This is a genomic window from Mycobacterium spongiae, from assembly GCF_018278905.1.
GTDB classification, from domain to species: Bacteria; Actinomycetota; Actinomycetes; order Mycobacteriales; family Mycobacteriaceae; genus Mycobacterium; species Mycobacterium spongiae.
In genome coordinates this window covers 3974594-4000297 of sequence record NZ_CP046600.1, presented here as the reverse complement: position 1 = coordinate 4000297, position 25704 = coordinate 3974594, and the positions used below count along the sequence as shown (strand labels likewise).

The window sequence follows — 25704 nt, the reverse complement described above, 5'->3', positions numbered from 1 at the left end:
GCCGGCGCCTTGTGTGCCGGCGGTGCCGCCGTGGGCGTTGCCGGCCGCTCCGCCGTCGCCGCCTTGGCCGCCGGCTCCGCCGGTGCCGCCGGTGGCGCCCGTGGCGCCGGCCGCGACGGTGTCGGTGTTGTCGGCGCCGTGGCCGCCGGTGCCGCCGATACCGCCTTGGCCGCCGTCACCGGCGGTGCCCGCGGCACCGGTGGTGGAGCCGGTGCCGCCGAGGCCGGCGTCGCCGCCTTGGCCGCCGGTGCCGCCTTTCCCGCCGGCCTGACCCGCCTGCACCGGGTCGGTGCTGGCGGTGCCGGTGCCGCCCTGCCCGCCTTGGCCGCCGGTTCCGCCGGTGCCGCCTTGGCCGCCGGCGCCTTGGGTGCCGGCGGTGCCGCCGTTGGCGTTGCCGGCTATGCCGCCGTTACCGCCTTGGCCGCCGGCTCCACCGGTGCCGCCGGTGGCTCCCGTGGCCCCTGCTGCGACGGTGTCGGTGTTGTCGGCGCCGGTGCCGCCGGTGCCGCCGATACCACCGGTCCCGCCGTCACCGGCGGTGCCCGCGGCACCGGTGGTGGAGCCGGTGCCGCCGAGTCCGGCGTCGCCGCCTTGGCCGCGGTGCCGCCAGTGCCGCCGGCGGTGCCAGCAGCCCCGGACCCGACACCATCGGTGCCGTGACCGCCGGCGCCGCCTTGGCCGCCGGTTCCGCCGGTGCCGCCTTGGCCGCCGGCGCCTTGGTGGCCGGCGGTGCCGCCGTTGGCGTTGCCGGCTATGCCGCCGTTACCGCCTTGGCCGCCGGCTCCACCGGCACCGCCGGTGGCGCCCTGGGCGCCCGCGCCCACGGTGTCGGTGTTGTCGGCGCCGGTGCCGCCGGTGCCGCCGATACCACCGGTCCCGCCGTCACCGGCGGTGCCCGCGGCACCGGTGGTGGAGCCGGTGCCGCCGAGTCCGGCGTCGCCGCCTTGGCCGCCGGTGCCGCCTTGGCCGCCGGCGCCTTGGTTGCCGGCGGTGCCGCCATTGGTGGTCCCGGCTGTGCCGCCGGTACCGCCTTGGCCGCCGGCTCCACCGGCACCGCCGGTGGCGCCCTGGGCGCCCGCGCCCACGGTGTCGGTGTTGTCGGCGCCGGTGCCGCCGGTGCCGCCGATACCACCGGTCCCGCCGTCACCGGCGGTGCCCGCGGCACCGGTGGTGGCGCCAGTGCCGCCGGAGTCCGGCGTCGCCGCCTTGGGCCGCCGAGTCCGCGTCGCCGCCTTGCCGCCGGTGCCCGCAGCGCCGGCCGGCGGGTGCCAGCAGCCCCGGAAGCCGACACCATCGGGTGCCGTGACCGCCGGCGCCGCCTTGGCCGCGGTTCCGCCGGTGGCCGCCTTGGCCGCGGCGCCTTGGTTACCGGCGGTGCCGCCATTGGTGGTCCCCGGCTGTGCCGCCGTACCGGCCTTGGCCGCCGGCTCGCACCTCCGCACCGCCGGTGGCGCCCGTGGCCCTGCTGCGACGGTGTCGGGTGTTGTCGGCGCCGTGCCGCCGGTGCCGCCGATACCACCGGTCCCGCGCCGTCACGCGGCGGTGCCGCGGCAACACGGTGGTGGAGGCCGGTGCCGCGAGTCCGGCGTTCGCCCGCCCTTTGGCCGCCGGTGCCGCCAGTGCCGCGGCGGCGGTGCCAGCAGCCCGGACCCGACACCAATCGGTGCCGTGACCGCCGGCGCGCCGCCTTGGGCCGCCGGTTCCCGCCGGTGCCGCCTTGGCCGCCGGCGCCTTGGTTACCCGGCGGTGCGCCCATTGGTGGTCCCGGCTGTGCCGCCGCCGGTACCGCCTTGGCCGCCGGCTCACACCGGCAACCGCGGTGGCGCTGTGGCCCCTGCCGCGACGGTGTCGGTGTTTGTTGGCGCCGTGGCCGCCGGTGCCGCCGATACCACCGGCGCCGCCGTCACCGGCCGGTGCCCGCGCACCGGTTGGGTGGAGCCGGTGCGCGCCTAGTCCGGCGTCGCCGCCTTGGCCGCCGGTGCCGCCTTGGCCGCCCGCACCGCCGGCCAGCACCGGGTCGGTGCTGTCGGTGCCGGTGCCGCCCTGTCCGCCTTGGCGCGCCGTTCCGCCGGCGCCACCGGTGCCGCCGGCGCCTTGGCTGGCGGCGGTGCCGCCATTGGCCGCCCCGGCCGCCCCGCCGTCACCGCCTTGGCCGCCGGCCCCACCGGTGCCGCCGGTGGCGCCTTGGGTCCCGGCTGCCACGGTGTCGATGTTGTCGGCGCCGTGGCCGCCGGTGCCGCCGATACCACCGGCGCCGCCGTCACCGGCGGTGCCCGCGGCACCGGTGGTGGAGCCGGTGCCGCCGAGTCCGGCGTCGCCGCCTTGGCCGCCGGTGCCGCCTTGGCCGCCCGCACCGCCGGCCAGCACCGGGTCGGTGCTGTCGGTGCCGGTGCCGCCTTGCCCGCCTTGGCCGCCGGTTCCGCCGGCGCCACCGGTGCCGCCGGCGCCTTGGTTGCCGGCGGTGCCGCCATTGGCCGCCCCGGCCGCCCCGCCGTCACCGCCTTGGCCGCCGGCCCCACCGGTGCCACCGGTGGCGCCTTGGGCCCCGGCTGCCACGGTGTCGGTGTTGTCGGCACCCGCACCACCCTGGCCGCCTTTGCCGCCGGCCCCGCCGTCACCGGCCGTGCCCGCACTGCCCGTGGTGGAGCCAGCACCACCAAGCCCGGCGTTGCCGCCTAGGCCGCCCGTGCCGCCGTGGCCGCCGGCCTGACCCGCCACCAGCGCGTCGACACTGTCGATGCCGTTGCCACCGGCACCGCCTTGGCCGCCGGCCCGCCGGTGCCTCCGGTGCCGCCGGCGCCTTGGTTGCCGGCGGTGCCGCCATTGGCCGCCCCGGCCGCCCCGCCGTCACCGCCTTGGCCGCCGGCCCCACCGGTGCCACCGGTGGCGCCTGTGGCCCCTGCCGCGACGGTGTCGGTGTTGTCGGCGCCGTGGCCGCCGGTGCCGCCGATACCGCCTTGGCCGCCGTCACCGGCGGTACCCGCGGCACCGGTGGTGGAGCCGGTGCCGCCGAGGCCGGCGTCGCCGCCTTGTCCGCCGGCGCCGCCGGTGCCGCCGGCGGTGCCAGCAGCCCCGGACCCGACGCCATCGGTGCCGTCGCCGCCGGCGCCGCCTTGGCCGCCGGTTCCGCCGGTGCCGCCTTGGCCGCCGGCGCCTTGGTTGCCGGCGGTGCCGCCATTGGTGGTCCCGGCTGTGCCGCCGGTGCCGCCTTGGCCGCCGGCTCCACCGGCACCGCCGGTGGCGCCTGTGGCCCCTGCCGCGACGGTGTCGGTGTTGTTGGCGCCGTGGCCACCTTGGCCGCCGATACCACCGGCGCCGCCGTCACCGGCCGTGCCCGCGGCACCAGTGGTGGAGCCGGTGCCGCCGAGTCCGGCGTCGCCGCCTTGGCCGCCGGTGCCGCCAGTGCCGCCGGCGGTGCCAGCAGCCCCGGACCCGACACCATCGGTGCCGTCACCGCCGGCGCCGCCTTGGCCGCCGGTTCCGCCGGTGCCGCCTTGGCCGCCGGCGCCTTGGTTGCCGGCGGTGCCGCCATTGGTGGTCCCGGCTGTGCCGCCGGTGCCGCCTTGGCCGCCGGTTCCGCCGGTGCCGCCGGTGGCGCCTGTGGCCCCTGCCGCGACGGTGTCGGTGTTGTTGGCGCCGTGGCCACCTTGGCCGCCGGTACCACCTTGGCCGCCGTCACCAGCGGTGCCCGCGGCACCGGTGGTGGAGCCGGTGCCGCCGAGTCCGGCGTCGCCGCCTTGGCCGCCGGTGCCGCCTTGGCCGCCCGCACCGCCGGCCAGCACCGGGTCGGTGCTGGCGGTGCCGTCGCCACCGGCGCCGCCTTGGCCGCCGGTTCCGCCGGTGCCGCCTTGGCCGCCGGCGCCTTGGTTGCCGGCGGTGCCGCCGTTGGCGGTCCCGGCTGTGCCGCCGGTGCCGCCTTGGCCGCCGGCTCCACCGGCACCGCCGGTGGCGCCCTGGGCGCCCGCGCCCACGGTGTCGGTGTTGTTGGCGCCGTGGCCGCCGGTGCCGCCGATACCACCGGTCCCGCCGTCACCGGCCGTGCCCGCGGCACCGGTGGTGGAGCCGGTGCCGCCGAGTCCGGCGTCGCCGCCTTGGCCGCCGGTGCCGCCTTGGCCGCCGGCCTGACCCGACAGCACCGGGTCGGTGCTGTCGGTGCCGGTGCCGCCTTGCCCGCCTTGGCCGCCGGTTCCGCCGGTGCCGCCTTGGCCGCCGGCGCCTTGGTTACCGGCGGTGCCGCCGTTGGCGGCCCCGGCTGTGCCGCCGGTGCCGCCTTGGCCGCCGGCTCCACCGGTGCCGCCGGTGGCGCCCTGGGCGCCCGCGCTCACGGTGTCGGTGTTGTTGGCGCCGGTGCCGCCGGTGCCGCCGATACCACCTTGGCCGCCGTCACCGGCCGTGCCCGCACTGCCCGTGGTGGAGCCAGCACCACCGAGGCCGGCGCCACCACCAACCCCGCCGGTGCCGCCCTGGCCGCCGGTGGTGCCAGCAGCGCCGGACCCGACACCATCGGGCCCGTCACCGCCTTGCCCGCCTTGGCCGCCGGTTCCGCCGGTGCCACCGGTGCCGCCAGCACCTTGGCTGCCGGCGGTACCGCCGTTGGCGTTTCCGGCCGCCCCGCCGTCACCGCCTTGGCCGCCGGCCCCACCGGCACCGCCGGTGGCGCCCGTGGCGCCGGCCGCGACGATGTCGGTGTTGTCAGCGCCGTGGCCGCCGGCGCCGCCGATACCACCGGCCCCGCCGTCACCGGCCGTGCCCGCACTGCCGGTGGTGGAGCCAGCACCACCAAGCCCGGCGTCGCCACCGACCCCGCCGGTGCCGCCGGTGCCGCCGGCGGTGCCACCAGCCCCGGACCCGACACCATCGGTGCCGTCACCACCGGCGCCGCCTTGGCCGCCGCCCCCGCCGGTACCACCTTGGCCGCCGGCGCCTTGGTTGCCTGCGGTGCCGCCGTTGGCGTCTCCGGCCGCTCCGCCGGTACCGCCTTGGCCGCCGGCTCCGCCTTGGCCGCCGGTGGCGCCTTGGGCCCCGGCTGCCACGGTGTCGGTGTTGTTGGCGCCGCGGCCGCCGGTGCCGCCGGTACCACCTTGGCCGCCGTCACCAGCGGTGCCCGCGGCACCGGTGGTGGAGCCGGTGCCGCCGAGTCCGGCGTCGCCGCCTTGGCCGCCGGTGCCGCCGGTGCCGCCGGCGGTGCCAGCAGCCCCCGACCCGACACCATCGGTGCCGTCGCCACCGGCGCCGCCTTGGCCGCCGCCCCCGCCGGTACCACCTTGGCCGCCGGCGCCTTGGTTGCCTGCGGTGCCGCCGTTGGCGTCTCCGGCCGCTCCGCCGGTACCGCCTTGGCCGCCGGCTCCGCCTTGGCCGCCGGTGGCGCCTTGGGCCCCGGCTGCCACGGTGTCGGTGTTGTTGGCGCCGCGGCCGCCGGTGCCGCCGGTACCACCTTGGCCGCCGTCACCAGCGGTGCCCGCGGCACCGGTGGTGGAGCCGGTGCCGCCGAGTCCGGCGTCGCCGCCTTGGCCGCCGGAGCCGCCGGTACCGCCGGCGGTGCCAGCAGCCCCCGACCCGACACCATCGGTGCCGTCGCCACCGGCGCCGCCTTGGCCGCCGCCCCCGCCGGTACCACCGTCACCACCAACACCTTGGCTGCCGGCGGTACCGCCGTTGGCGTTTCCGGCCGCCCCGCCGTCACCGCCTTGGCCGCCGGCCCCACCGGCACCGCCGGTGGCGCCCGTGGCGCCGGCCGCGACGATGTCGGTGTTGTCAGCGCCGTGGCCGCCGGCGCCGCCGATACCACCGGCCCCGCCGTCACCGGCCGTGCCCGCACTGCCGGTGGTGGAGCCAGCACCACCAAGCCCAGCGTCGCCACCGACCCCGCCGGAGCCGCCGGTGCCGCCGGCGGTGCCACCAGCCCCGGACCCGACACCATCGGTGCCGTCACCACCGGCGCCGCCTTGGCCGCCGCCCCCGCCGGTACCACCGGTGCCGCCAGCGCCTTGGGTGCCGCCGGTGCCGCCGTTGGCGTTTCCGGCCGCCCCGCCGTCACCGCCTTGGCCGCCGGCTCCACCGGCACCGCCGGTGCCGCCTTGAGCCCCGGCGCCGACCACCGTGGCGTTGTCGGCCCCCGCACCACCCTGGCCGCCCTTGCCGCCGGCGCCGCCGTCACCTGCCGTGCCTGCACTGCCGGTGGTGGAGCCAGCACCACCAAGCCCAGCGTCGCCGCCTTGGCCGCCGGTGCCGCCCTGGCCGCCGGCCTGACCTGCCACCAACGGGTCGACACTGTCCGCGCCTTCTCCACCGGCTCCGCCGGTGCCACCTTGGCCACCGTCGCCGCCCTGTCCGCCGCCAACTTGGATACCGCTGGTGTCGAGGCCGCCTTTGCCGCCGGTGCCGCCCTGGCCGCCGAGGCCGCCGTCGCCGCCGGTGCTGCTGGCCGCACCGATCCCGCCGTCGCCGCCGGTGCCGCCGGTGCCGCCGGCGCCGGCGACCCCACCACTGCCGTCGGTGCCGGTGCCGGTGCCGGCGTTGCCGCCGTCGCCGCCGAGCCCGCCGGCCCCGCCGTCGCCGCCGGCCAGACCCGGGTCGCCGGCTTTGCCGGCCCCGCCGGTGCCGCCGATCCCGCCGGCGCCTCCGGATCCGTTGGTGCCACCGGCGCCAGCCGTTCCGCCGGCGCCGCCTTGGCCGCCCTGACCACCGGCAGCGCCGGCTTGACCCGCGAGAAGTCCGTCGGCGCCGGTCCCGCCGGCGCCGCCCGCGCCACCGTCGCCGCCGGTGCCGGTGCTGCCGGCCGCCCCGCCGGTGTTGGCGATACCGCCGTCGCCGGCGGCGCCGCCGGTGCCGCCGGTGCCGCCGGTGCCCGCGGGAGCGCCGGTGCCGACTCCGCCGATACCGCCGGTCCCGCCTTGGCCGCCGGAGCCGCCGTCGCCGCTGGCGGCGCTGGTGATGGTGCTGGTGTCGAGGCCGCCTTTGCCGCCGGTGCCGCCCTGGCCGCCGAGGCCGCCGTCGCCGCCGGTGCTGCTGGCCGCCCCGATCCCGCCGTCGCCGCCGGTGCCGCCGGTGCCGCCGGCGCCGGCGACCCCACCACTGCCGTCGGTGCCGGTGCCGGTGCCGGCGTTGCCGCCGTCGCCGCCGAGCCCGCCGGCCCCGCCGTCGCCGCCGGCCAGACCCGGGTCGCCGGCTTTGCCGGCCCCGCCGGTGCCGCCGATCCCGCCGGCGCCTCCGGATCCGTTGGTGCCACCGGCGCCAGCCGTTCCGCCGGCGCCGCCTTGGCCGCCCTGACCACCGGCAGCGCCGGCTTGACCCGCGAGAAGTCCGTCGGCGCCGGTCCCGCCGGCGCCGCCCGCGCCACCGTCGCCGCCGGTGCCGGTGCTGCCGGCCGCCCCGCCGGTGTTGGCGATACCGCCGTCGCCGGCGGCGCCGCCGGTGCCGCCGGTGCCGCCGGTGCCCGCGGGAGCGCCGGTGCCGACTCCGCCGATACCGCCGGTCCCGCCTTGGCCGCCGGAGCCGCCGTCGCCGCTGGCGGCGCTGGTGATGGTGCTGGTGTCGAGGCCGCCTTTGCCGCCGGTGCCGCCCTGGCCGCCGAGGCCGCCGTCGCCGCCGGTGCTGCTGGCCGCCCCGATCCCGCCGTCGCCGCCGGTGCCGCCGGTGCCGCCGGCGCCGGCGACCCCACCACTGCCGTCGGTGCCGGTGCCGGTGCCGGCGTTGCCGCCGTCGCCGCCGAGCCCGCCGGCCCCGCCGTCGCCGCCGGCCAGACCCGGGTCGCCGGCTTTGCCGGCCCCGCCGGTGCCGCCGATCCCGCCGGCGCCTCCGGATCCGTTGGTGCCACCGGCGCCAGCCGTTCCGCCGGCGCCGCCTTGGCCGCCCTGACCACCGGCAGCGCCGGCTTGACCCGCGAGAAGTCCGTCGGCGCCGGTCCCGCCGGCGCCGCCCGCGCCACCGTCGCCGCCGGTGCCGGTGCTGCCGGCCGCCCCGCCCGTGTTGGCGATACCGCCGTCGCCGGCGGCGCCGCCGGTGCCGCCGGTGCCGCCGGTGCCCGCGGGAGCGCCGGTGCCGACTCCGCCGATACCGCCGGTCCCGCCTTGGCCGCCGGAGCCGCCGTCGCCGCTGGCGGCGCTGGTGATGGTGCTGGTGTCGAGGCCGCCTTTGCCGCCGGTGCCGCCCTGGCCGCCGAGGCCGCCGTCGCCGCCGGTGCTGCTGGCCGCCCCGATCCCGCCGTCGCCGCCGGTGCCGCCGGTGCCGCCGGCGCCGGCGACCCCACCACTGCCGTCGGTGCCGGTGCCGGTGCCGGCGTTGCCGCCGTCGCCGCCGAGCCCGCCGGCCCCGCCGTCGCCGCCGGCCAGACCCGGGTCGCCGGCTTTGCCGGCCCCGCCGGTGCCGCCGATCCCGCCGGCGCCTCCGGATCCGTTGGTGCCACCGGCGCCAGCCGTTCCGCCGGCGCCGCCTTGGCCGCCCTGACCACCGGCAGCGCCGGCTTGACCCGCGAGAAGTCCGTCGGCGCCGGTCCCGCCGGCGCCGCCCGCGCCACCGTCGCCGCCGGTGCCGGTGCTGCCGGCCGCCCCGCCGGTGTTGGCGATACCGCCGTCGCCGGCGGCGCCGCCGGTGCCGCCGGTGCCGCCGGTGCCCGCGGGAGCGCCGGTGCCGACTCCGCCGATACCGCCGGTCCCGCCTTGGCCGCCGGAGCCGCCGTCGCCGCTGGCGGCGCTGGTGATGGTGCTGGTGTCGAGGCCGCCTTTGCCGCCGGTGCCGCCCTGGCCGCCGAGGCCGCCGTCGCCGCCGGTGCTGCTGGCCGCCCCGATCCCGCCGTCGCCGCCGGTGCCGCCGGTGCCGCCGGCGCCGGCGACCCCACCACTGCCGTCGGTGCCGGTGCCGGTGCCGGCGTTGCCGCCGTCGCCGCCGAGCCCGCCGGCCCCGCCGTCGCCGCCGGCCAGACCCGGGTCGCCGGCTTTGCCGGCCCCGCCGGTGCCGCCGATCCCGCCGGCGCCTCCGGATCCGTTGGTGCCACCGGCGCCAGCCGTTCCGCCGGCGCCGCCTTGGCCGCCCTGACCACCGGCAGCGCCGGCTTGACCCGCGAGAAGTCCGTCGGCGCCGGTCCCGCCGGCCCCACCAGCCCCACCGACACCACCGCTGCCGGTACGACCGGCGGTGCCGTTAGGGCTGAATATGTTCTGGGCGCCACCTGCTCCGCCCTGGCCGGCGGACCCGCCGGTCCCGCCGGTGCCGCCGGCTCCGCCGACACCGGTCAGGCCGTCACCGCCGAGACCGCCGTCACCGCCGGCGCCGCCGGTCCCGCCAGTCCCGCCGGTCCCGCCGGCGCCGAACATCAGGGCGGCTTGACCCCCGACTCCGCCGTTGCCGCCGATGCCGCCAGTCCCGCCACTGGTGCCGATGGCGCCGTCGCCGCCGCCGTCGGTGCCGGCAAGACCGGCTCCGCCCGCGCCGCCATTACCGCCGGCACCACCGCCCATAAACAACCCGCCCCGCCCGCCGGACCCGCCGTGGCCGCCCGTACCTCCGGCAGTGCCGGACGTGGCAGCGGTGCCGCCGGCACCACCGTCGCCACCGGCGCCAGCTGCGCCGAACAGCCACCCGGGGCTCCCGCCACGGCCGCCGGTGCCACCTTCGCCGCCGGCGTCGCCAACCCCGCCGGTGCCCCCATGGCCGCCGCCTCCGATCAGCAGGCCGCCCGACCCGCCAGTGCCGCCGGTACCCCCGCCGATGCCGCCGATCCCGCCGATTCCCCCGTGACCAAACAGCCATGCTTGCCCGCCGGCCCCGCCAGTGCCGCCGCCGGCTCCGCCCGCTCCACCAGTTCCGCCGCGGCCATACAACCACCCGGCGTTGCCGCCGGTGCCGCCGGTGCCGCCGCCGATCCCGCCCGCGCCACCACCGCCGCCGTTGCCCCACAGGCCCGCAGATCCGCCGGCGCCGCCGGCCTGCCCGGGTGCCCCTGCTGCTCCGCTGCCACCGCTACCGAAGAGCAGCCCACCGTCTCCGCCGGCGCCGCCGGGAGTCGTGGCGTTGGCACCGTTGCCGATCAGGGGTCGCCCCAGCAGCGCCTGGGTTGGCGCATTGATGAGGTTCAGCAGAACTTGTTCGGCGCTGGCTGCCTCGGTCGATGCATACGATGCAGCTGAGGCACCCAGGGACTGGACGAACCGCTCGTGGTAGGCCGCAACCTGCGCACTGACAGCTTGATATTCCTGGCCGTGTATGCCGAACAGCGCGGCAATGCGCGTTGACACCTCGTCGGCGCCGGCGGCCAGCAACTCCGTCGTGGAACCTGCAGCTACCGCATTGGCCTGGTCAATGGTCGATCCGATGGTCCGCAGATCACCTGCGGCTGCGGCCACGATTTCCGGGGAGATCAATACGATAGACATAAGACGACTCCAAGCTGCCCACGACTGCGCTACGTGCGGGCCTCAACGCGGAGGCCCGCGGGGGTTTGGTTCAGACCGGGCTGTAAGCCGGATCCTGGAAGCTGCACGGCCACAACTGATTCCGCGGATTGGACAACCAGCCGACCGAGGCTGGAGAGGCCCGAGCTGCCGGCGCCGGTGTTGAAGAAGCCCGAGCTAGCCCCGCAATTAAGGGAGCCCTCGCCGGGCGTGTTGCGGAAGCCCGAGACTCCCGCGGCGTCGGCTGAGGCCGCATTCAGAAACTCCGCATAGGGTGCCGCCGCGATCAGCATCGCTGCAGACGCCGCGCCTTGCTCCGACTGATCTGCCAACTCCCAGGTCAACGATGAAAACGGAGACGTCGCCATGCGTATCTCCCACGCCAACTCGCCCAAGGCCGCAGCCGCGTCCAGCATGGGTGCCGATCCCGCACCCGCGAACAGCAGCAACGAATTGATCTCCGGTGGCAACATCGCGAAATTCGCCATAGGCCGAACTCCTAATCAACGGGAGATATGTCCGAATCAGTGGGATATGCGTCCTAATCTGTGGGATGTATGGGTCCCAAAGCCCGGTGCCGATCTGGAATCGAGTGCTGCTGCGAATGCTACGACGATGACAACGCGGATGTTCAGCGTTTCGGTAAATTGCAGGGTAGGCGTAATTCGTCGATCGAGCATGGGCCACGGCCCGGACGTGCGAGTATGTTCTTACAGCGTGCGTTCGATGATTTGTTTTTTTGCAAGACACTGACGGCATCCCGTACAACTGGGCAATAGCGCGACCAACATGAACGCGGATGTCTACTGAGAAGACATAACCGCAGCATGAAGCGGTTGTATGAAGTGAGCGTCGTCGACGTCGAGGAGACGCGCCACGGCAAACCTTGCCGCTGGCCCGGCAGAACGACCCTAGCGGAAGAATCGCAGCGGATCTAAGATGCGCAGGCTGACGGCGAGGCAACGCATGAGGATGCCCGAAGAGCTGAGCACCTTCGATGAATCCGCAGTTCGGTGTCGTTTGGAAACGCGGTGGACCTGGTCGTGTTCCGCGCTCAACCCGACTTTGTCAACGGCCGTGGCCGACTGCGCGGACACGGCCCCTGGGTCGCCCACACCGCCGCGGCAGCTAATCGCCGTGTCTGTTAGGTCAGCACCCGTTCCGCCGCGCATGAGTACCGTCTCGTGGTCGGTCCTGAGGCGGCGGCTGCCCGGCTGATCGCTGGCCATCGGGCAACGCGTCGCTGTCGATCGTTGCGCGCAGCGTGGTGGGCGACACTCGCGCACTCTGTTAGTAGCGGACTTCGTAAAATTAACGACAATGACAATACAAACGGATGAAGCCGATGATATCGGCCGCCGAGCTCGTATCCAGGAAACTGCCAGAAATCCCTGTTATCGTCCTCTAATTAGTCCGCCTATCCAAAGATTTAGACTCGAAATCAATTGCCCAGGCATATTTGCCAGTCGGCAGTTCTCAAAACGTGGATAAAGCCCGCTGGCGATCGCGGTATTGGGAATCAGAGTCCGCCGACTGGACCCGCGAAGGCCGCACGGTCGTCGCGGCACCCGCAAATATCTCTGCGTCGTTGATTACACCAAGAAATCAAGAAACAAGGATTGTTCGCGAATGATTGAGACACATCCCCAGAGCGGCCGACTCACGATGAGCGCCACAGAAGCTGCCCGGGTGCTGCGCCGCGACATCCGCACAGTGCGCCGAATGATCGAAACCGGCGAGATCGCTGGCGGCGCCCAGCAGGGCCCTAAACAGCGCCGTTGGTATGTCTATGTTGACCAGCTACCTATGCAGCGCGGCGGCAAGACACGACGCTCGGTCGAGCAGTTGGCCGCTGAGGTCGTCGGTCTCCGTGCCGACAACGCTGAGCTGCACGCCAAGACCTCCGATCTGATCACGCGGGTCGTGTCGTCGGATGAAACGAACCGGTTGGTGATGGCCGCCCGAACGACGCTGCGCGAGTCGATGGACGATTACCAATCGGCCACGTCCCAACTCATTAGGGCGGCCTCCTGTTTTCGTCGCGCCGTCGATCACTTCTACAGCGCAGTGGAAGAGATGCAAGAAGCCAACGGCAGACTCAACGCCGTGCTTTCTCAGCAGACATAGCAGCGCCAACGACTTTGACGCGAACCTAGCGCTCGGTCGGTAGGCGGTCACGCCAGGCCGATGCGGCTTCGGCCGACAGGCAGTCTTCCAACGGTCGGGTCCGTGCGGGCGCGGTAGTGACCCCGCCGCGGCAACGTCAGCGGCGGGCCGTCTTGACCAGGTTGGAACCGATGATCAGCCGCTGAATCTCGCTGGTCCCTTCATACAGCCGCAGCAGGCGAACATCACGGTAAATGCGTTCCACCGCAACGCCACGCATATAGCCACTGCCGCCGTGGATCTGCACACCGAGATCGGCGACCCTGCCGGCCATTTCGGTGCAGAACAGCTTCGCGGCAGACGGCGCCACCCGGCGGTCCTGGTTGGTGACCCACAGCCGCGCGGCATCGCGGACCAGCGCGCGACCGGCCAGCACGCCGGTTTGCTGGTCGGCAAGCATGGCTTGCACCAATTGGAAAGTTCCGATTGGCGCACCGCCCTGGGTTGCGGTGGCCGCATAAGCCACGGACTCGTCAAGCGCGCGCTGCGCGATGCCCACGGCGAGCGCGGCGATGTGAATGCGCCCGCGCGCGAGTGAGGTCATCGCAGCTCGGTAGCCGATATCCTCGGTGCCGCCAATCAGCGCGTCGGTACCTACTTTGACGTCGTCGAAGCTGACATCCGCGGTCCATGCGCCCTCCTGGCCCATCTTCGAGTCCTTGGCTCCTACCTCGACCCCGGCAGCGTCGGCGGGAACCAGGAAAACGGCGATGCCCGGGCCTTGGGGATCGGCGGGCCGGGTGCGTGCGAAGACGATAAACAGATCGGCGACCGGCGCGTTGGTGATAAAGCGCTTCTGCCCGGAGATGGTCCACGCCGCGTTGTCTGTAGAGCCGTCGCGGATGGCTTTGGTTTTCAGGCCGGCTGGATTGGACCCGGCGCCAGGTTCGGTCAGGGCGAAGGAGGCCACAACGTCGCCGGAGGCCATGGGCTCAAGCCAGCGGGCTTTCTGCTTGTCGGTGCCGAACCCGACGAGCACCTGTCCGGCGATGCCGTTGTTGGTGCCGAACATCGATCGCAGGGCCAGCGAGCTGTAACCCAACTCCATCGCCAGTTCGACATCTTGTCCAAGGTCGAGACCAAGGCCGCCCCACTGCTGCGGAATCGCGTAGCCGAACAACCCCATCTTCTTGGCGTGCGCGCGCAGGTCGTCCGGCACGCGGTCTTCGGCCAGGATCTGCTGTTCACGCGGTAGTACCGCGCTGCGGACGAAGTGGCGGGTCTGGGCAAGGATCTCCTGAAAATCCTGGTCGGAGACTTCAGGGACCTCGGCGGTAGTCATGTCCGGACGCTCCTTCTTGGCCGGTGCCGCAGCACCGCTCAAGATCCTATATGAAATATAATATTTGTCAGACGTATCCGGCTGGGCTCTGGCGGTGAGGAGTGCGTGGTAGGCGTGTCGTTACTGAGTGGGCAGACGGCGGTAATCACCGGCGCAGCACAAGGCCTCGGCTTGGCGATCGCGGAGCGATTCGTCGCGGAGGGGGCACGGGTTGTCCTGGGTGACGTGAATCGTGAGGCGACAGAGGCGGCGGCCAGTCGGCTGGGCGGCGACGACGTGGCCGTTGCCGTGCGTTGCGATGTGACCCGGACAGCCGACGTTGAAACGCTCATCCAGGCCGCGGTTGGACGGTTCGACGTGCTGGACATCATGGTCAACAACGCCGGAATCACGCGCGATGCGACGATGCGCAAGATGACCGAAGAGCAGTTCGACGATGTCATTGCCGTGCACCTGAAGGGGACCTGGAACGGCACACGTCTGGCCGCGGCAACCATGCGAGAAACCACGCCCCAGAATGGTGGCGCCATCGTGAACATGTCCTCGGTATCCGGCAAGGTCGGCATGGTCGGTCAGACCAATTACTCGGCGGCCAAGGCCGGAATCGTGGGGATGACCAAAGCGGCTGCAAAAGAGCTCGCCCACTTGGGTATTCGGGTCAACGCAATTGCACCAGGGTTGATCAGGTCGGCGATGACAGAAGCGATGCCGCAACGCATTTGGGACCAGAAGCTGGCTGAGGTCCCGATGGGCCGGGCGGGCGAACCCGACGAGGTCGCACGGGTGGCCCTATTCCTGGCATCCGATCTGTCCTCCTACATGACCGGCACTGTCATGGACGTCACCGGCGGCAGGTTCATATGAACCAGACGATGCGCGACCCGGTGATCTGTGAGCCCGTGCGCACGCCGATCGGCCGCTACGGCGGCATGTTCAAGTCCCGCAGCGCCGTCGATCTGGGCGTCACCGCGCTCCGGGGGCTGCTCGACCGGACCGGAATCGCGCCGGATGCCGTACACGATGTCATTCTTGGGCACTGCTATCCCACGAGTGAGGCGCCGGCTATTGGGCGTGTGGTGGCGTTGGATGCCGGTCTGCCCGTGACGGTTCCCGGCATGCAGGTCGATCGCCGATGTGGGTCGGGTCTGCAAGCGGTGATCCAGGCATGTCTGCAGGTAGCCGCCGGTGATAACGACCTTGTGATAGCCGGCGGCTGCGAGAGCATGAGCAACGTGGCCTTTTACTCCACCGATATGCGTTGGGGTGCAGCCCGATCCGGCGTCCGCATCCACGACGGGCTGGTCCGGGGACGCACCACAGCTGGCGGACGCCACTATCCGGTGCCGGGCGGGATGCTGGAGACCGCCGAGAACCTGCGCCGCCAGTACGACATCTCCCGCGAGGAACAAGACGAACTTGCGGTGATCTCGCATCAGCGGGCGGTGGCTGCTCAGAAGCGCGGCATCTTCTCTGACGAGATCATTCCGGTCGCCGTGCGCACCCGGCGCGGAGAAGAGCTGATCGACACGGATGAGCACCCGCGGGCCGACACCTCGGTAGCGGCAATGGGCGAACTAAAACCCCTTCTGCGCGACGACGATCCAGAGGCGACGGTGACGGCGGGAAATGCTAGCGGGCAGAACGACGCCGCGTCCATGTGCGTGGTGACCACCGCGGACAACGCCGACGCGTACGGCCTGACGCCGTTGGTCCGCTTGGTGTCATGGGCGGTGGCAGGGGTTGCGCCCAACACGATGGGCATCGGTCCGGTACCTGCGACGGAGACCGCACTGGCCAAGGCGGGCCTGCGGCTGGATGACATGGACCTCATCGAGCTCAACGAAGCCTTTGCCGCTCAGGCGCTCGCCGTGATGCGGGAATGGGACTTCGGCGCCGCCGACCGCGATCGAACCAACGTGCACGGTTCGGGAATCTCCCTCGGGCACCCCGTGGGTGCCACCGGCGCAAGGATGCTGGCGACTCTGGCGCGCGAGCTGGATCGGCGCCAGGCCCGCTATGGATTGGAGACCATGTGCATCGGCGGCGGCCAAGGACTTGCCGCGGTCTTCGAGCGGGTGCCGCGATGACCACGACCGACATGGGCACGCTGCCGTTGGCCGGTATCAGCATCGTGGAGGTGTCCAGTTTTGTGGCGGCCCCGTTGTGCGGCATGACGTTGAGTCAGCTTGGTGCGCAGGTTATTCGAGTGGATCCGCTCGGCGGGGGCGCTGATATCGGCCGTTGGCCGCTGTCAGCTACCGGAACGTCGATCTATTGGACTGGCCTCAACAAAGGAAAGCGTTCGGCTGCCATCGATCTACGCGCGGCGGCCGGCCAAGAGCTAGTCCAGCGGCTCATCGTGGAGTCCGACGGGATCGTCGTGACTAATGCGGCGAGCCTGTCGTGCATTGGTCATGAGCTGCTCGCGGCCAAGCGCTCCGACGTCATTCACGTGCAGTTACTCGGCCGCGGCGATGGTTCCACCGCTGTGGACTACACGGTGAATGCATCGACGGGGTTCCCGCTCGCGACTGGTCCGGTCAACCACTCCGGGCCGGTAAACCATGTGCTACCGGCATGGGACGTGTGTTGCGGTCTCTATGCCGCGCTTGCCGTTGTCGCCGCCGTCCGCCGCCGTGAGGTGTCCGGGGCAGGCGCGTGCATCAGCCTGGCGCTCGAGGACGTCGCACTGGCCACCGCCGGAAACTTGGGCCTGCTCACCGAGCCGCAAGTCAATGGCACCCAACGTCAGCGGCTGGGTAACGCCATCTACGGCCAGTATGGCCAAGACTTCACCAGTCAAGACGGGGTCGCTTTCATGGTTGTTACGTTGACGGGAAGGCACTTTCGCGACCTGGTCGACGCAACCGACACCGGGCGCGCGGTAGCGGCACTCGCGGCGGCCCTGGATGTCGACTTCGCGGACGAGGGCGCCCGGTACCGATACCGCGACGTGCTGTCGGGACTTTTTGCGCCATGGTTCGCCGACCGAACGGCCGCGGAAATCTCGGCGGCGCTGTCGGACACCACAGTGTTGTTCGAGCGCTACCGCGACTTCGCACAGGTCGCCGAGGACCGTCGGGTGACGGCCAATCCGCTGTTTACCCAACTACACCAACCCGGTGTCGGCGACTACCTGGCACCGGGCATGCCAGCGGCGTTCGACGGCGCGCATCCTGCCAGTGCTCCCGCGCCCGCTCTGGGGCACGATACCGCCGACGTGCTGCGCGAGTACTTATCGATGACGACCGCCGACATCGAGCGGCTGGCTGACGCGAACATCATCGTGGGTTGAGCCGGAAGGGAAAACAGCGCATGACCAGACTCGCTCAGACACTCGGCCTGACCGAATTCCAGACCGAGATCATCACTACTGTAAGGCACTTCGTCGAGAAAGAGGTGATTCCCAACGCGCCACAACTCGAGCGAAGCGACACCTACCCGCAAGACATCGTCGATCAGATGCGCGCTATGGGTTTGTTCGGGCTGATGATTCCCCAGGAGTTCGGCGGGCTGGGGGAGTCGCTGCTGACATACGCATTGTGTGTCGAAGAGCTGGCGAGGGGCTGGATGAGTGTCTCCGGGGTGCTCAACACCCACTTCATCGTTGCTTACATGCTCTGCCAGCACGGCACTGCCGCGCAGAAGCAGCACTTCCTGCCGCGCATGGCGACCGGGGAATCCCGCGGCGCGTTTTCGATGTCGGAGCCGGAGCTGGGCTCTGATGTCGCCGCTATCCGAACCCGAGCGCGACGCAATCCCGACGGCGCCTACACGATAGACGGTCAGAAGATGTGGCTGACCAACGGCGCTAGTTCGACGCTAGTAGCTGTGCTGGTGCGTACCGACGAGGGCGCCGAGAAGTCCCATCGCAACCTGACCGCGTTTCTTGTCGAGAAGCCCACCGGTTTCGGCGAAGTGGCGCCCGGATTGGTGATACCCGGCAAGATCGACAAGCTGGGCTACAAAGGCATCGAAACCACCGAACTGCTCTTCGACGGCTACCAGGCGAGCGCCGACGACATTCTGGGTGGCACTCCGGGACAAGGGTTTTTCCAGATGATGGACGGTATCGAAGTCGGCCGGGTCAACGTGTCGGCGCGGGCCTGCGGCGTGGGCATTCGGGCCTTCGAGCTCGCGGTGCGGTACGCCCAGCAACGTCATACCTTCGGCAAGCCTATTGTCGAGCACCAGGCTATTGCATTCCAGCTAGCCGAGATGGCAACCAAAGTCGAAGCAGCGCATTTGATGATGGTCAACGCGGCGCGATTGAAGGACTCGGGAGAGCGTAATGACCTCGCCGCGGGCATGGCCAAATACCTTGCTAGCGAGCTCTGTTCAGAGGTAACCCAACAGAGCTTCCGGATTCACGGTGGCTACGGGTACTCCAAGGAGTATGAGATCGAGCGCCTGATGCGCGATGCGCCGTTCTTGCTCATCGGCGAGGGTACCAGTGAGATCCAGAAGTCCATCATCAGCAAGCGGCTGCTCGCCGAGTATCAGGTGTGAGGCGATGGCTAGTCCGGATTTCGCTGCGCGGCCGCAACTTTCCGACGACGTAGCGCGCTATGTCCGCCGGCGAATCTTCGATGGTGCCTACCCCGCGGGCCAATACGTTCGTCTGGACCAGTTGGCAGAAGAATTGGGCATCAGCGTGACACCTGTGCGTGAGGCGCTGTTCGCTCTGCGCGCTGAGGGATTGATCGCCCAACAGCCCCGCCGTGGCTTCGTGGTTTTGCCGGTAACCGGACGCGACCTCGCCGATGTTGCGAACGTGCAGGCGCACGTCGGCGGCGAGCTGGCGGCACGTGCCGCACTGAACATCACTGACGACCAGCTGCGCGAACTCAACGAGATTCAGACCGAGCTGGAGCAGGCCTACGCGGGTGCAGACGAGGAGCGGACGGTTCGGCTCAATCACGAGTTTCACCGAGGCATCAATGTGGCCGCCGACTCACCCAAGCTCGCGCAGCTGATGTCCCAGATCACTCGGTATGCAGCCGAATCGGTGTTCCCCAGCATCGAAGGCTGGCCGGCCCAGTCGGTGCGAGATCATCGGCGGGTGCTGTCCGCGCTTGTGAAGCGCGACGAGGAGCTCGCCCGCGCCGCGATGTCCGAGCATCTTGCCGCGGGCGCCGTGCCGTTGATCGAGCACCTGATCGCGCGCGGGGTCGTTGCCGAGGAGAGTCGGCCGGTGCCGTGCGCACGACGCCGGGGCTGAGCCGTGGTGGCGGCCGCCAGTGGTTGTTGACCCGGTGCGTCTGGGCATAGGCTGTTACTAGGGCCAGGCAACACAATAGGGAGAAGAAGAAATGTCCCTAACGTTCGCATTCCGCGCAATTGCGGGATCCGTTGCCGGCGTGGCCGCGATCGCGGTCGCGGCGCCGGCCGGTGCGGAACCGATGGCTCAAATACCTGGGAATGGGGTCTTTCAAGTCGGCACCGAGATTCTGCCGGGCACTTATCGCACGGAGGGGCCGGCGAATCCGCTTATTCTGATCTTCGGCAGGGTTTCCGAGCTCTCCACCTGCTCGTGGTCCATGCACAGCGCACCAGACGCGAACCCCGGCAACATCGTCAACACAAATACCTCCATGGGCCCGATGACCGTGGTGATCCCGCCAACGGTCGTGTCGTTCCAGACCGCGAACTGCAAGATCTGGATCCGGGTCTAGGGAGCCGACCCCGTCAACTTTCCAGACTCGTCTTGAGTCTGCGAAGGTCGCGGCGGGTCGCGTGTCTGATCGCCATCGCCATCAGCGGCTGAGTCCACCGGGAGAATCCGGTGGGCTCACCGCGGTTGCGAAGCGTCATGCGGGTGCGACCGTTCGGCTCGTCCTCCCACGCGTAGGTCGTCTCCATGGGAAACGGTCCATGTGCCGTCCGCATGACGAATCGACGACCCGGTTCGAACTCGACCACCTCGTAGGTGTACCGCAGCGATTTGCCGAGAAAGTCTGCGGTAAAAGCGAACCGGGACCCCAACGCGAGCGGCTTTGGTGTTTCCCAATCGACAGCCTTGATGTTCGCATACCATTCGGTGGCGTTGTCTGGATTGCAGCAGTAGTCAGCCACGATCGTGCGTTCCCGGTCGACTACCGTCTCGACGGCAACGTCGACGGATTTCATATCGAGATTGTAGCTACCGCTAGAGCGGTGCGGCGGCTACCGGCCTTGTCGCGCTCCGGCCGCTTTGGCCCGTCCTCGCGAAGTCGACGACTTGGCCGATTTGCGTGACCCGGATGGAGCCTGGGTGGCGGCTTTCGGCTTCCCTTTCGAAGCGGCTTGGGAGCCCGCTGCGATCAACCGGCCGGCATGGTCGATGATGCACTCGAGGCCGTATTCGAAGTTGATTTCATCGGGGGCTCCGATGCGATGACCCTTGCCGGTGACCTCAGCCAGCAGCGGAGTGGTTGCCGGATCGACGGTTGCGGCATCGTCGATGCTTCGGGGTCCGTTGTAGGTAGACCGGGTCTTTTCGAAGAGCCGCTGTAGTACTACCGATCCGCGGACGTGCAGCGAAACCGCTGAGTATGTGTCAAAGGCATCTTCGGGTGACAGTCCGGCGGCCACCAGGTTCGCGACTGCCTGTTCCATCTCCTGTGCCCCCAGGCGTGCTGCCTTTTGACTGAGCGCTGCCCGAATCAGGATGAGATCGCACAGTATTGGGTTGCCCATGAACGTCTTTCGCATCAGGCGCGCATGGTTGCGCAGTGTTTCGCGCCAGTCGCTGGCCTCCACGTACGGCGTGGCAAGTGCATACTTGCTCAAGGCCCGGTCGGTCATCGCGTTGAGCAGATCGTCCTTCTTGCGGAAGTACCAATAGATGCTGGTAACGCCGACGCCAAGGTGTTTGCCGAGCATCGGCATGCTCAGGTTGTCTATCGAGACCTGCTCTGCGAGTTCGAATGCGCCGCTGATGATGTCATCGGGGTTGATGGATCCCCTTTCGCGTCGCTGACGCGGAGCGGTGGTTGGTTGCTTTGCCACGAAGGGCACCTCCGTCGTGTTGCGCCAGACCTGACCGTCAACCTTACCGGTAGCCATCCGATCAGGCGTTTGGATAGGCATACTGTAACGGTGAGCGGCCCATCTGGTGCTGGGGAAAGGCCCTGCGCGGTCCTACGGCGTAATGAGCGTGCGGGCCACCGGTTCGACATTGGCTTGCCTGCTGTAGATGCCTCGCTGCAGCGCCGCAAGTAGCGCATCCCGCGTCTCCCGGGGGTCGATCAGCTCGTCGAAACCCATGCGCTCCGCGGAGCGATAGGACGCTTGCAACTCGGCGTCGCGCAGCTTGGCCGACAGGTCCTGGTCGGCGCGCGACGCGCGAGCGAGCGCTGCGGCGCCCATCGCGCCCATCGTCGCGCCGGGATAGGCGAAGGTCGCCACCTGGTCGTCGAAGCTGACCAACCCCATCACCATGGATCCGAAGCCGTAGGCTTTGCGTAGCGTCACGTGCAGCTTGAGCGTCGTCGCGGTTGTCTGGGCGATGAACATGCGCGCGCCGCTGCGCAATACGCCATCGCGCTCGGATTGCCCACCCGGCAGCATGCCCGGGTTGTCGGCGAGGAAGACGATAGGCAGGTGAAACGAGTCAGCTACGGTGATGAAGTGCGCGGCTTTGTCCGCGGCGTCGGCGTCGATGGACCCGGCCATTACCCGCGGCTGGTTGGCCACGACGGCAACCGAATACCCGCCGAGGTGCGCGTGGGCACAGATGATCGCCTTGCCGAACCGTGGTTGAACCTCAAACCAGTCGGGACGATCGAAGACGACGTCGAGCACCGCGCGCATGTCGTAGCCGCGACGGTTGTCGCGGGAAACGACATCCAGCAACTCGGGCGTGGCGCGTGGCGCGGTGGTGGCCGATACCGGCGCCGAAGGCGGATAGGACCAGGCGCTCGGCGGAAAATACGATAGGTAGCGACGGATGGCATCCAGGGCCGCATCGTCGTCATCGGCGACATTGTGGATGACCCCGCTGGCCAACGCGACGTCCGGCCCGCCCAGGTCCTCTTTCGAAATATCTTCTCCCGTTGACTCTTTGACCACTGGTGGCCCGGCGGTAAAGATCGCACCCTGGCGGCTGATCACGCTGAAATCGCAGACCGGGGCAACCAGCGCGCCGTGTCCCGCGGATGGGCCCAGCACCGCCGTGACCGTGGGAACTCGACCGGAGCACCGCGCCTGCGCGAGCAGATCGGTGGGACTCCGTCCGTAGTGGGCGTCCGTCGGGCGAAACCCGGCACCGTCGAGCAACATCACCAGCGGGATCTTGTCGCGCACGGCCAATTCGGCGATGCGGTAGCGTTTGGAGTTGCTGCCCGCGGCGATGGTTCCGGCTAGCGTCGTAAAGTCCTCGGCGCCCACCATCACCGGGACGCCATTGATCCGGCCGGAGCCGGCGATGATCGCGTCGGCGGGGACCTCGCCGCCGACCAGGGTGCCGAGTTCGCGGAAGCTGCCCACGTCGAGGAGGCGCTCGACGCGCGCGCGGGCATCGAGCTTGCCCTCGCGGCGGTGTTTGGCGAGGCGCTCCGGCCCGCCCATGCGCCGTGCGCGCTGACGGCGACGGTCGAGATCGTCGAGCGTCTCCTCCCAATCGCGCCCTTCTGTCATGCGTCTTTCCTACCTCGTTGGGATGCGGTTGCGCTTGCCGCGCAGGCAAACGTACTGGATTGCTTACGGTAAAGTTACCCGCATGGCTAGTGCCCCCCGGCTCAAGATCGACGGGGGCATCCCCACTCAGCCCGGACAAGTGATCGAGGCAGCCACCGCCCTCGAGCACAACGGATATGACGGGGGTTGGACGGCCGAACACAGCCACGATCCTTTTCTGCCGCTGCTGCTGGCTGCCGAGCACACATCGCGACTCGAACTCGGCACCAACATCGCCGTCGCCTTCGCGCGCAGTCCGATGATTGTCGCCAACATCGGCTGGGATCTTCAGACGTACTCGCAGGGCCGGTTCAACCTTGGTCTGGGTACCCAGATCCGGCCGCATATTGAGAAGCGGTTCAGCATGCCGTGGAGCCATCCGGCACCTCGGATGCGCGAGTTCGTCGCGGCGCTGCAGGCAATCTGGTCGGCGTGGCGGGATGGCACCAGGCTGCGTTTCGAGGGCGACTTCTACACGCACAAAATCATGACTCCGATGTTCACGCCCGAGCCGCAGCCTTATGGGGTTCCGAAGGTATTCCTGGCTGCCGTTGGTACAGCGATGAGCGAGTTGTGTGGTGAGGTCGCCGATGGACACCTCGGTCATCCGATGGTCTCGCTGCGGTACCTCACCGAGGTCACAATGCCGGCGCTGTTGCGCGGCGTGGCGCGCTCGGGGCGCGATCGTGGCGATTTCGAGGTGTTGGCCGAAGTGATGGTCGCGACCGGGGAAAACGACGCCGAGCTGGCAGCCGCGATCGTCGCCGCGCGCAAGCAGATCGCGTTCTACGGATCCACCCCGGCCTATCGCAAGGTCCTCGACCTGCACGGCTGGGGTGATCTGCAAACCGAGTTGCGCCGCCTCTCACTGGCGGGGGAGTGGGACACGATGGGCTCGCTCATCGATGATGAGATCCTTTCTGCCTTTGCGGTTGTCGGCCCGGTCGACGACATCGCCTCCGGCTTGCGAGCCCGTTGTGCGGGCGTGGTCGATCGAGTGCAGCCGATCTTCTTCGCGGCTTCCCGGGATTGCGTCAACGCCGCGTTGAAGGCGTTTCGTCGTTGAGGGCCAAGACGATTGGCGTGGCCTGGACTGACGCGTCCGCACCGGACGCGAGCGCGATCCATGGGCGGTAAGACGGTCGTCATCACCGGTGCCAGTGATGGCATTGGCGCCGCCACGGCACGTCAGCTACACGACCAAGGCGAAAACGTTGTGGTAGTCGGCCGGTCGGAGGGCAAGACCACCGCGGTAGCCGCGGAACTGGGTGCCGACTATTTCGTCGCCGATTTTGCCGACCTGTCCCGGGTGCGCGGACTGGCGGAGAAGATTCACTCGGACTACGAATCCATCGACGTGTTGGTCAACAACGCCGGTGGTATGCCCGCCAAGACTCGCCGGACCGCTGACGGCTATGACATGACGTACCAGGTCAATTACCTGGCCCCGTTCCTGCTTACCACCCTGCTGCTGGACGTCTTGGTCGATTCCCGTGCGACGATTGTCAACACTTGCAGCGCGGCCCACAAAATGCTCCGCAACGTCAGCGTCGACGACATCGAGCGCACCGAGCGGCGCCGACCGATCATTGCCTATGCGCTATCGAAGTTCGCAATTGTCCTATTCACTAGGGAATTACATCGCCGATACCACGGCGGTGGGCTCGCCGTTGCCGCCGTTCACCCCGGGTACGTCAACACCAACTTCGGCCGGGCATCGGGATCACGCCTCCTTGCCGTCATGGCGCACACTCCCGTACCGCGATTGGTCGCTACCGCGGATCGTGCGGCCCGGCAGCTGGTCTGGTTGGCGTCGAGCACGCCCGGTGACGATTGGCAATCCGGCGAGTACTACTCGCGGAACCGAATTGCCAAGGCCAACTGCCGCGCCTACGACCCATCGCTTGCCCGTGAGTTGTGGGATCGCACCCAGGCCAACCTCAGCAGGTGACGACGTCGTGCGCTGGCGTCGGAGTTTTTAGGCGGCCGGCGAAAACGTGACCGGAAGCTTGTTGGGGGACCGGAAGGTGAGTCCGACGATTCGGGATTCGGCACCGGTTCCGTCGTCGACAACGAAGGCGAGGTCCTGCACGCGGTCGAACAGACTGTTCAACATGACCCGGGTTTCCAGCCGCGCCAGATGCATTCCGAGACACATATGGATTCCGCCCGCGAACGCGATGTGGGCTTGCCGAGGCCGGCGGATGTCGAACGTGTTGGGATCCGTCCAGCGGCTCTCGTCGCGGTTGGCCGAAGCCATGCAGAGGTCGACTTGCGCGTCCGGCGGTATCGTCTTTCCGCCGATGTCGACTTCTTCGGTTGTGGTGCGAGTGACCATGGTGAGCGGCGTTTCGAACCGCAGGCCCTCTTCGATCGCGACCGGTATCAGCGACCGGTCGTGGTAGACCATCGCCAGCTGCTCGGGGTGGGTCAGCAACAGGTAGAGCAGATTGCCCGACGAGCGGTAGGTGGTCTCGAGCCCGGCGGGCAAGAGCAGCCGCAAGAACGCGATGATGGCTTCGTCGGTGAGCTTCTTACCGTCGATCTCGGCGGCGACCAGATCGCCGATGATGTCATCGGTGGGTGTATGGCGCCGTTGCTCGACTTGGTCGAGGAAGTAGTCGTGCAGTTCGGCTGCCGCATTCAAGCCCGCCATGATGTCGGTCGGGATCGAGATGAGGTCGAACGACAGCCGCCGGAACAGGTCGAGGTCATCGCGGGGGAGTCCGAGTAGCGTGGCGATGATTCGGGTCGGGAACTCGAACGTCACCGCCTTCACGAGGTCCGCTCCGCCGTCGTTCTTGATCTCGTCCACGAGCTGGGTGCAAATCGGCGCGATGGCCGAGGGCTCCCACCGTTCCAGCGCGGTCGCCCGAAATGCTTTGGCCACCAGATTGCGGTGATCGTGATGCTCTTTGCCGCCCATGGCCAAGATGGTGTGGCCCATGACCAGGCCGATGGTCTTGTCATACGCGGCCGAACTGAATACCCGGTCGTCGCGGAAAGCCTGAAACACGCCGTCATAGCCGAACAAGACCCACTCATCATTGGGTTTGAGTTCCGGCGGTACCTGGGTGTGGTCCATGAGAGCCCCGTGCCAGACGGGCTCGGTGCGCCGCATGTATTGGAAGAACGGGTACGGACTGGTTTCACCGGTGAGGTCGAGGGTAACGGCCGGGCCGTCGGGATCGGCGCGCAGTGCCATCAGCG

17 protein-coding genes and 1 pseudogene are annotated in these 25704 nt (G+C 70.2%); 9 read left to right on the top strand and 9 right to left on the bottom strand.

Translation table 11 applies throughout. From position 1 onward, the window contains the following. Nucleotides 1-398 precede the first annotated feature (398 nt). The 4 genes and pseudogenes from F6B93_RS16180 to F6B93_RS23800 all read right to left on the bottom strand — a co-directional run. The gene (locus F6B93_RS16180; protein WP_211695982.1) at nt 399-1442 is read right to left on the bottom strand and encodes a hypothetical protein; all 1044 of its coding nucleotides are present in this window, start codon (nt 1440-1442) and stop codon (nt 399-401) included. Continuing rightward, nucleotides 1366-2718 carry a hypothetical protein gene (locus F6B93_RS16175; RefSeq protein WP_211695981.1) on the bottom strand — a complete coding sequence of 451 codons (1353 nt, stop codon included), beginning with the start codon at nt 2716-2718 and terminating at the stop codon, nt 1366-1368. Before F6B93_RS16175 ends, F6B93_RS16180 begins: the two co-directional genes overlap by 77 nt. Next, nucleotides 2676-10370, bottom strand: coding sequence for a PE family protein (locus tag F6B93_RS23440; protein WP_211695980.1), 7695 nt, complete (start codon nt 10368-10370; stop codon nt 2676-2678). The genes F6B93_RS16175 and F6B93_RS23440 overlap by 43 nt, the downstream gene beginning before the upstream one ends. 239 nt (nt 10371-10609) lie before the next feature. Further along, nucleotides 10610-10876 (bottom strand): annotated as a pseudogene (locus F6B93_RS23800) (PPE domain-containing protein); the annotation flags it as partial. A 1141-nt stretch (nt 10877-12017) separates the two neighbouring features. On the opposite strand from F6B93_RS23800, the gene F6B93_RS16160 reads away from it, so the two are divergent. Next, the gene (locus F6B93_RS16160; RefSeq protein ID WP_211695978.1) at nt 12018-12515 is read left to right on the top strand and encodes a MerR family transcriptional regulator; all 498 of its coding nucleotides are present in this window, start codon (nt 12018-12020) and stop codon (nt 12513-12515) included. A gap of 136 nt (nt 12516-12651) precedes the next feature. On the opposite strand, the gene F6B93_RS16155 is transcribed toward F6B93_RS16160, so the two are convergent. Further along, nucleotides 12652-13836, bottom strand: coding sequence for an acyl-CoA dehydrogenase family protein (locus tag F6B93_RS16155; RefSeq protein ID WP_211695977.1), 1185 nt, complete (start codon nt 13834-13836; stop codon nt 12652-12654). 105 nt (nt 13837-13941) lie between these two features. Between F6B93_RS16155 and fabG the strand changes: the two genes are divergently transcribed. From fabG to F6B93_RS16125, 6 genes are all read left to right on the top strand, one after another. Then, on the top strand, nt 13942-14700 hold the full coding sequence (fabG, locus tag F6B93_RS16150) for a 3-oxoacyl-ACP reductase FabG (RefSeq protein ID WP_211695976.1): 759 nt from the start codon (nt 13942-13944) through the stop codon (nt 14698-14700). 8 nt (nt 14701-14708) lie between these two features. After that, on the top strand, nt 14709-15923 hold the full coding sequence (locus tag F6B93_RS16145) for an acetyl-CoA C-acetyltransferase (protein ID WP_425518559.1): 1215 nt from the start codon (nt 14709-14711) through the stop codon (nt 15921-15923). Then, a complete protein-coding gene (locus F6B93_RS16140; protein WP_211695974.1) occupies nt 15920-17131 on the top strand; it encodes a CoA transferase in 1212 nt (403 codons plus the stop codon). Before F6B93_RS16145 ends, F6B93_RS16140 begins: the two co-directional genes overlap by 4 nt. A 20-nt stretch (nt 17132-17151) precedes the next feature. Next, nucleotides 17152-18345, top strand: coding sequence for an acyl-CoA dehydrogenase family protein (locus tag F6B93_RS16135; RefSeq protein WP_211695973.1), 1194 nt, complete (start codon nt 17152-17154; stop codon nt 18343-18345). Nucleotides 18346-18349: 4 nt separating this feature from the next. Then, nucleotides 18350-19057, top strand: a complete 708-nt coding sequence (locus F6B93_RS16130; protein WP_211695972.1) for a GntR family transcriptional regulator — start codon at nt 18350-18352, stop codon at nt 19055-19057. A gap of 91 nt (nt 19058-19148) precedes the next feature. Beyond that, the gene (locus F6B93_RS16125) at nt 19149-19511 is read left to right on the top strand and encodes an Rv1352/Rv1906c domain-containing protein (RefSeq protein WP_211695971.1); all 363 of its coding nucleotides are present in this window, start codon (nt 19149-19151) and stop codon (nt 19509-19511) included. Nucleotides 19512-19524: 13 nt separating this feature from the next. On the opposite strand, the gene F6B93_RS16120 is transcribed toward F6B93_RS16125, so the two are convergent. The 3 genes from F6B93_RS16120 to F6B93_RS16110 all read right to left on the bottom strand — a co-directional run bounded on the left by F6B93_RS16120 (nt 19525) and on the right by F6B93_RS16110 (nt 22455). Next, complete coding sequence (locus F6B93_RS16120; RefSeq protein WP_211695970.1) at nt 19525-19965, bottom strand: SRPBCC family protein; 441 nt, start codon at nt 19963-19965, stop codon at nt 19525-19527. A gap of 36 nt (nt 19966-20001) precedes the next feature. After that, nucleotides 20002-20826, bottom strand: coding sequence for a TetR/AcrR family transcriptional regulator (locus tag F6B93_RS16115; protein ID WP_246540808.1), 825 nt, complete (start codon nt 20824-20826; stop codon nt 20002-20004). A gap of 132 nt (nt 20827-20958) precedes the next feature. After that, the gene (locus F6B93_RS16110; protein WP_211695969.1) at nt 20959-22455 is read right to left on the bottom strand and encodes an acyl-CoA carboxylase subunit beta; all 1497 of its coding nucleotides are present in this window, start codon (nt 22453-22455) and stop codon (nt 20959-20961) included. A gap of 82 nt (nt 22456-22537) precedes the next feature. On the opposite strand from F6B93_RS16110, the gene F6B93_RS16105 reads away from it, so the two are divergent. Then, entirely contained in the window at nt 22538-23560 is a 1023-nt protein-coding gene (locus F6B93_RS16105; RefSeq protein WP_211695968.1) for an LLM class F420-dependent oxidoreductase, read from the top strand. A gap of 60 nt (nt 23561-23620) precedes the next feature. Next, nucleotides 23621-24445: an SDR family NAD(P)-dependent oxidoreductase gene (locus F6B93_RS16100; RefSeq protein WP_211695967.1), complete on the top strand. Its 825-nt coding sequence runs from the start codon at nt 23621-23623 to the stop codon at nt 24443-24445. A 27-nt stretch (nt 24446-24472) separates the two neighbouring features. Here F6B93_RS16100 and F6B93_RS16095 read toward each other — a convergent pair whose 3' ends face one another. Then, nucleotides 24473-25699: a cytochrome P450 gene (locus F6B93_RS16095; protein WP_211695966.1), complete on the bottom strand. Its 1227-nt coding sequence runs from the start codon at nt 25697-25699 to the stop codon at nt 24473-24475. Nucleotides 25700-25704 lie beyond the last annotated feature (5 nt).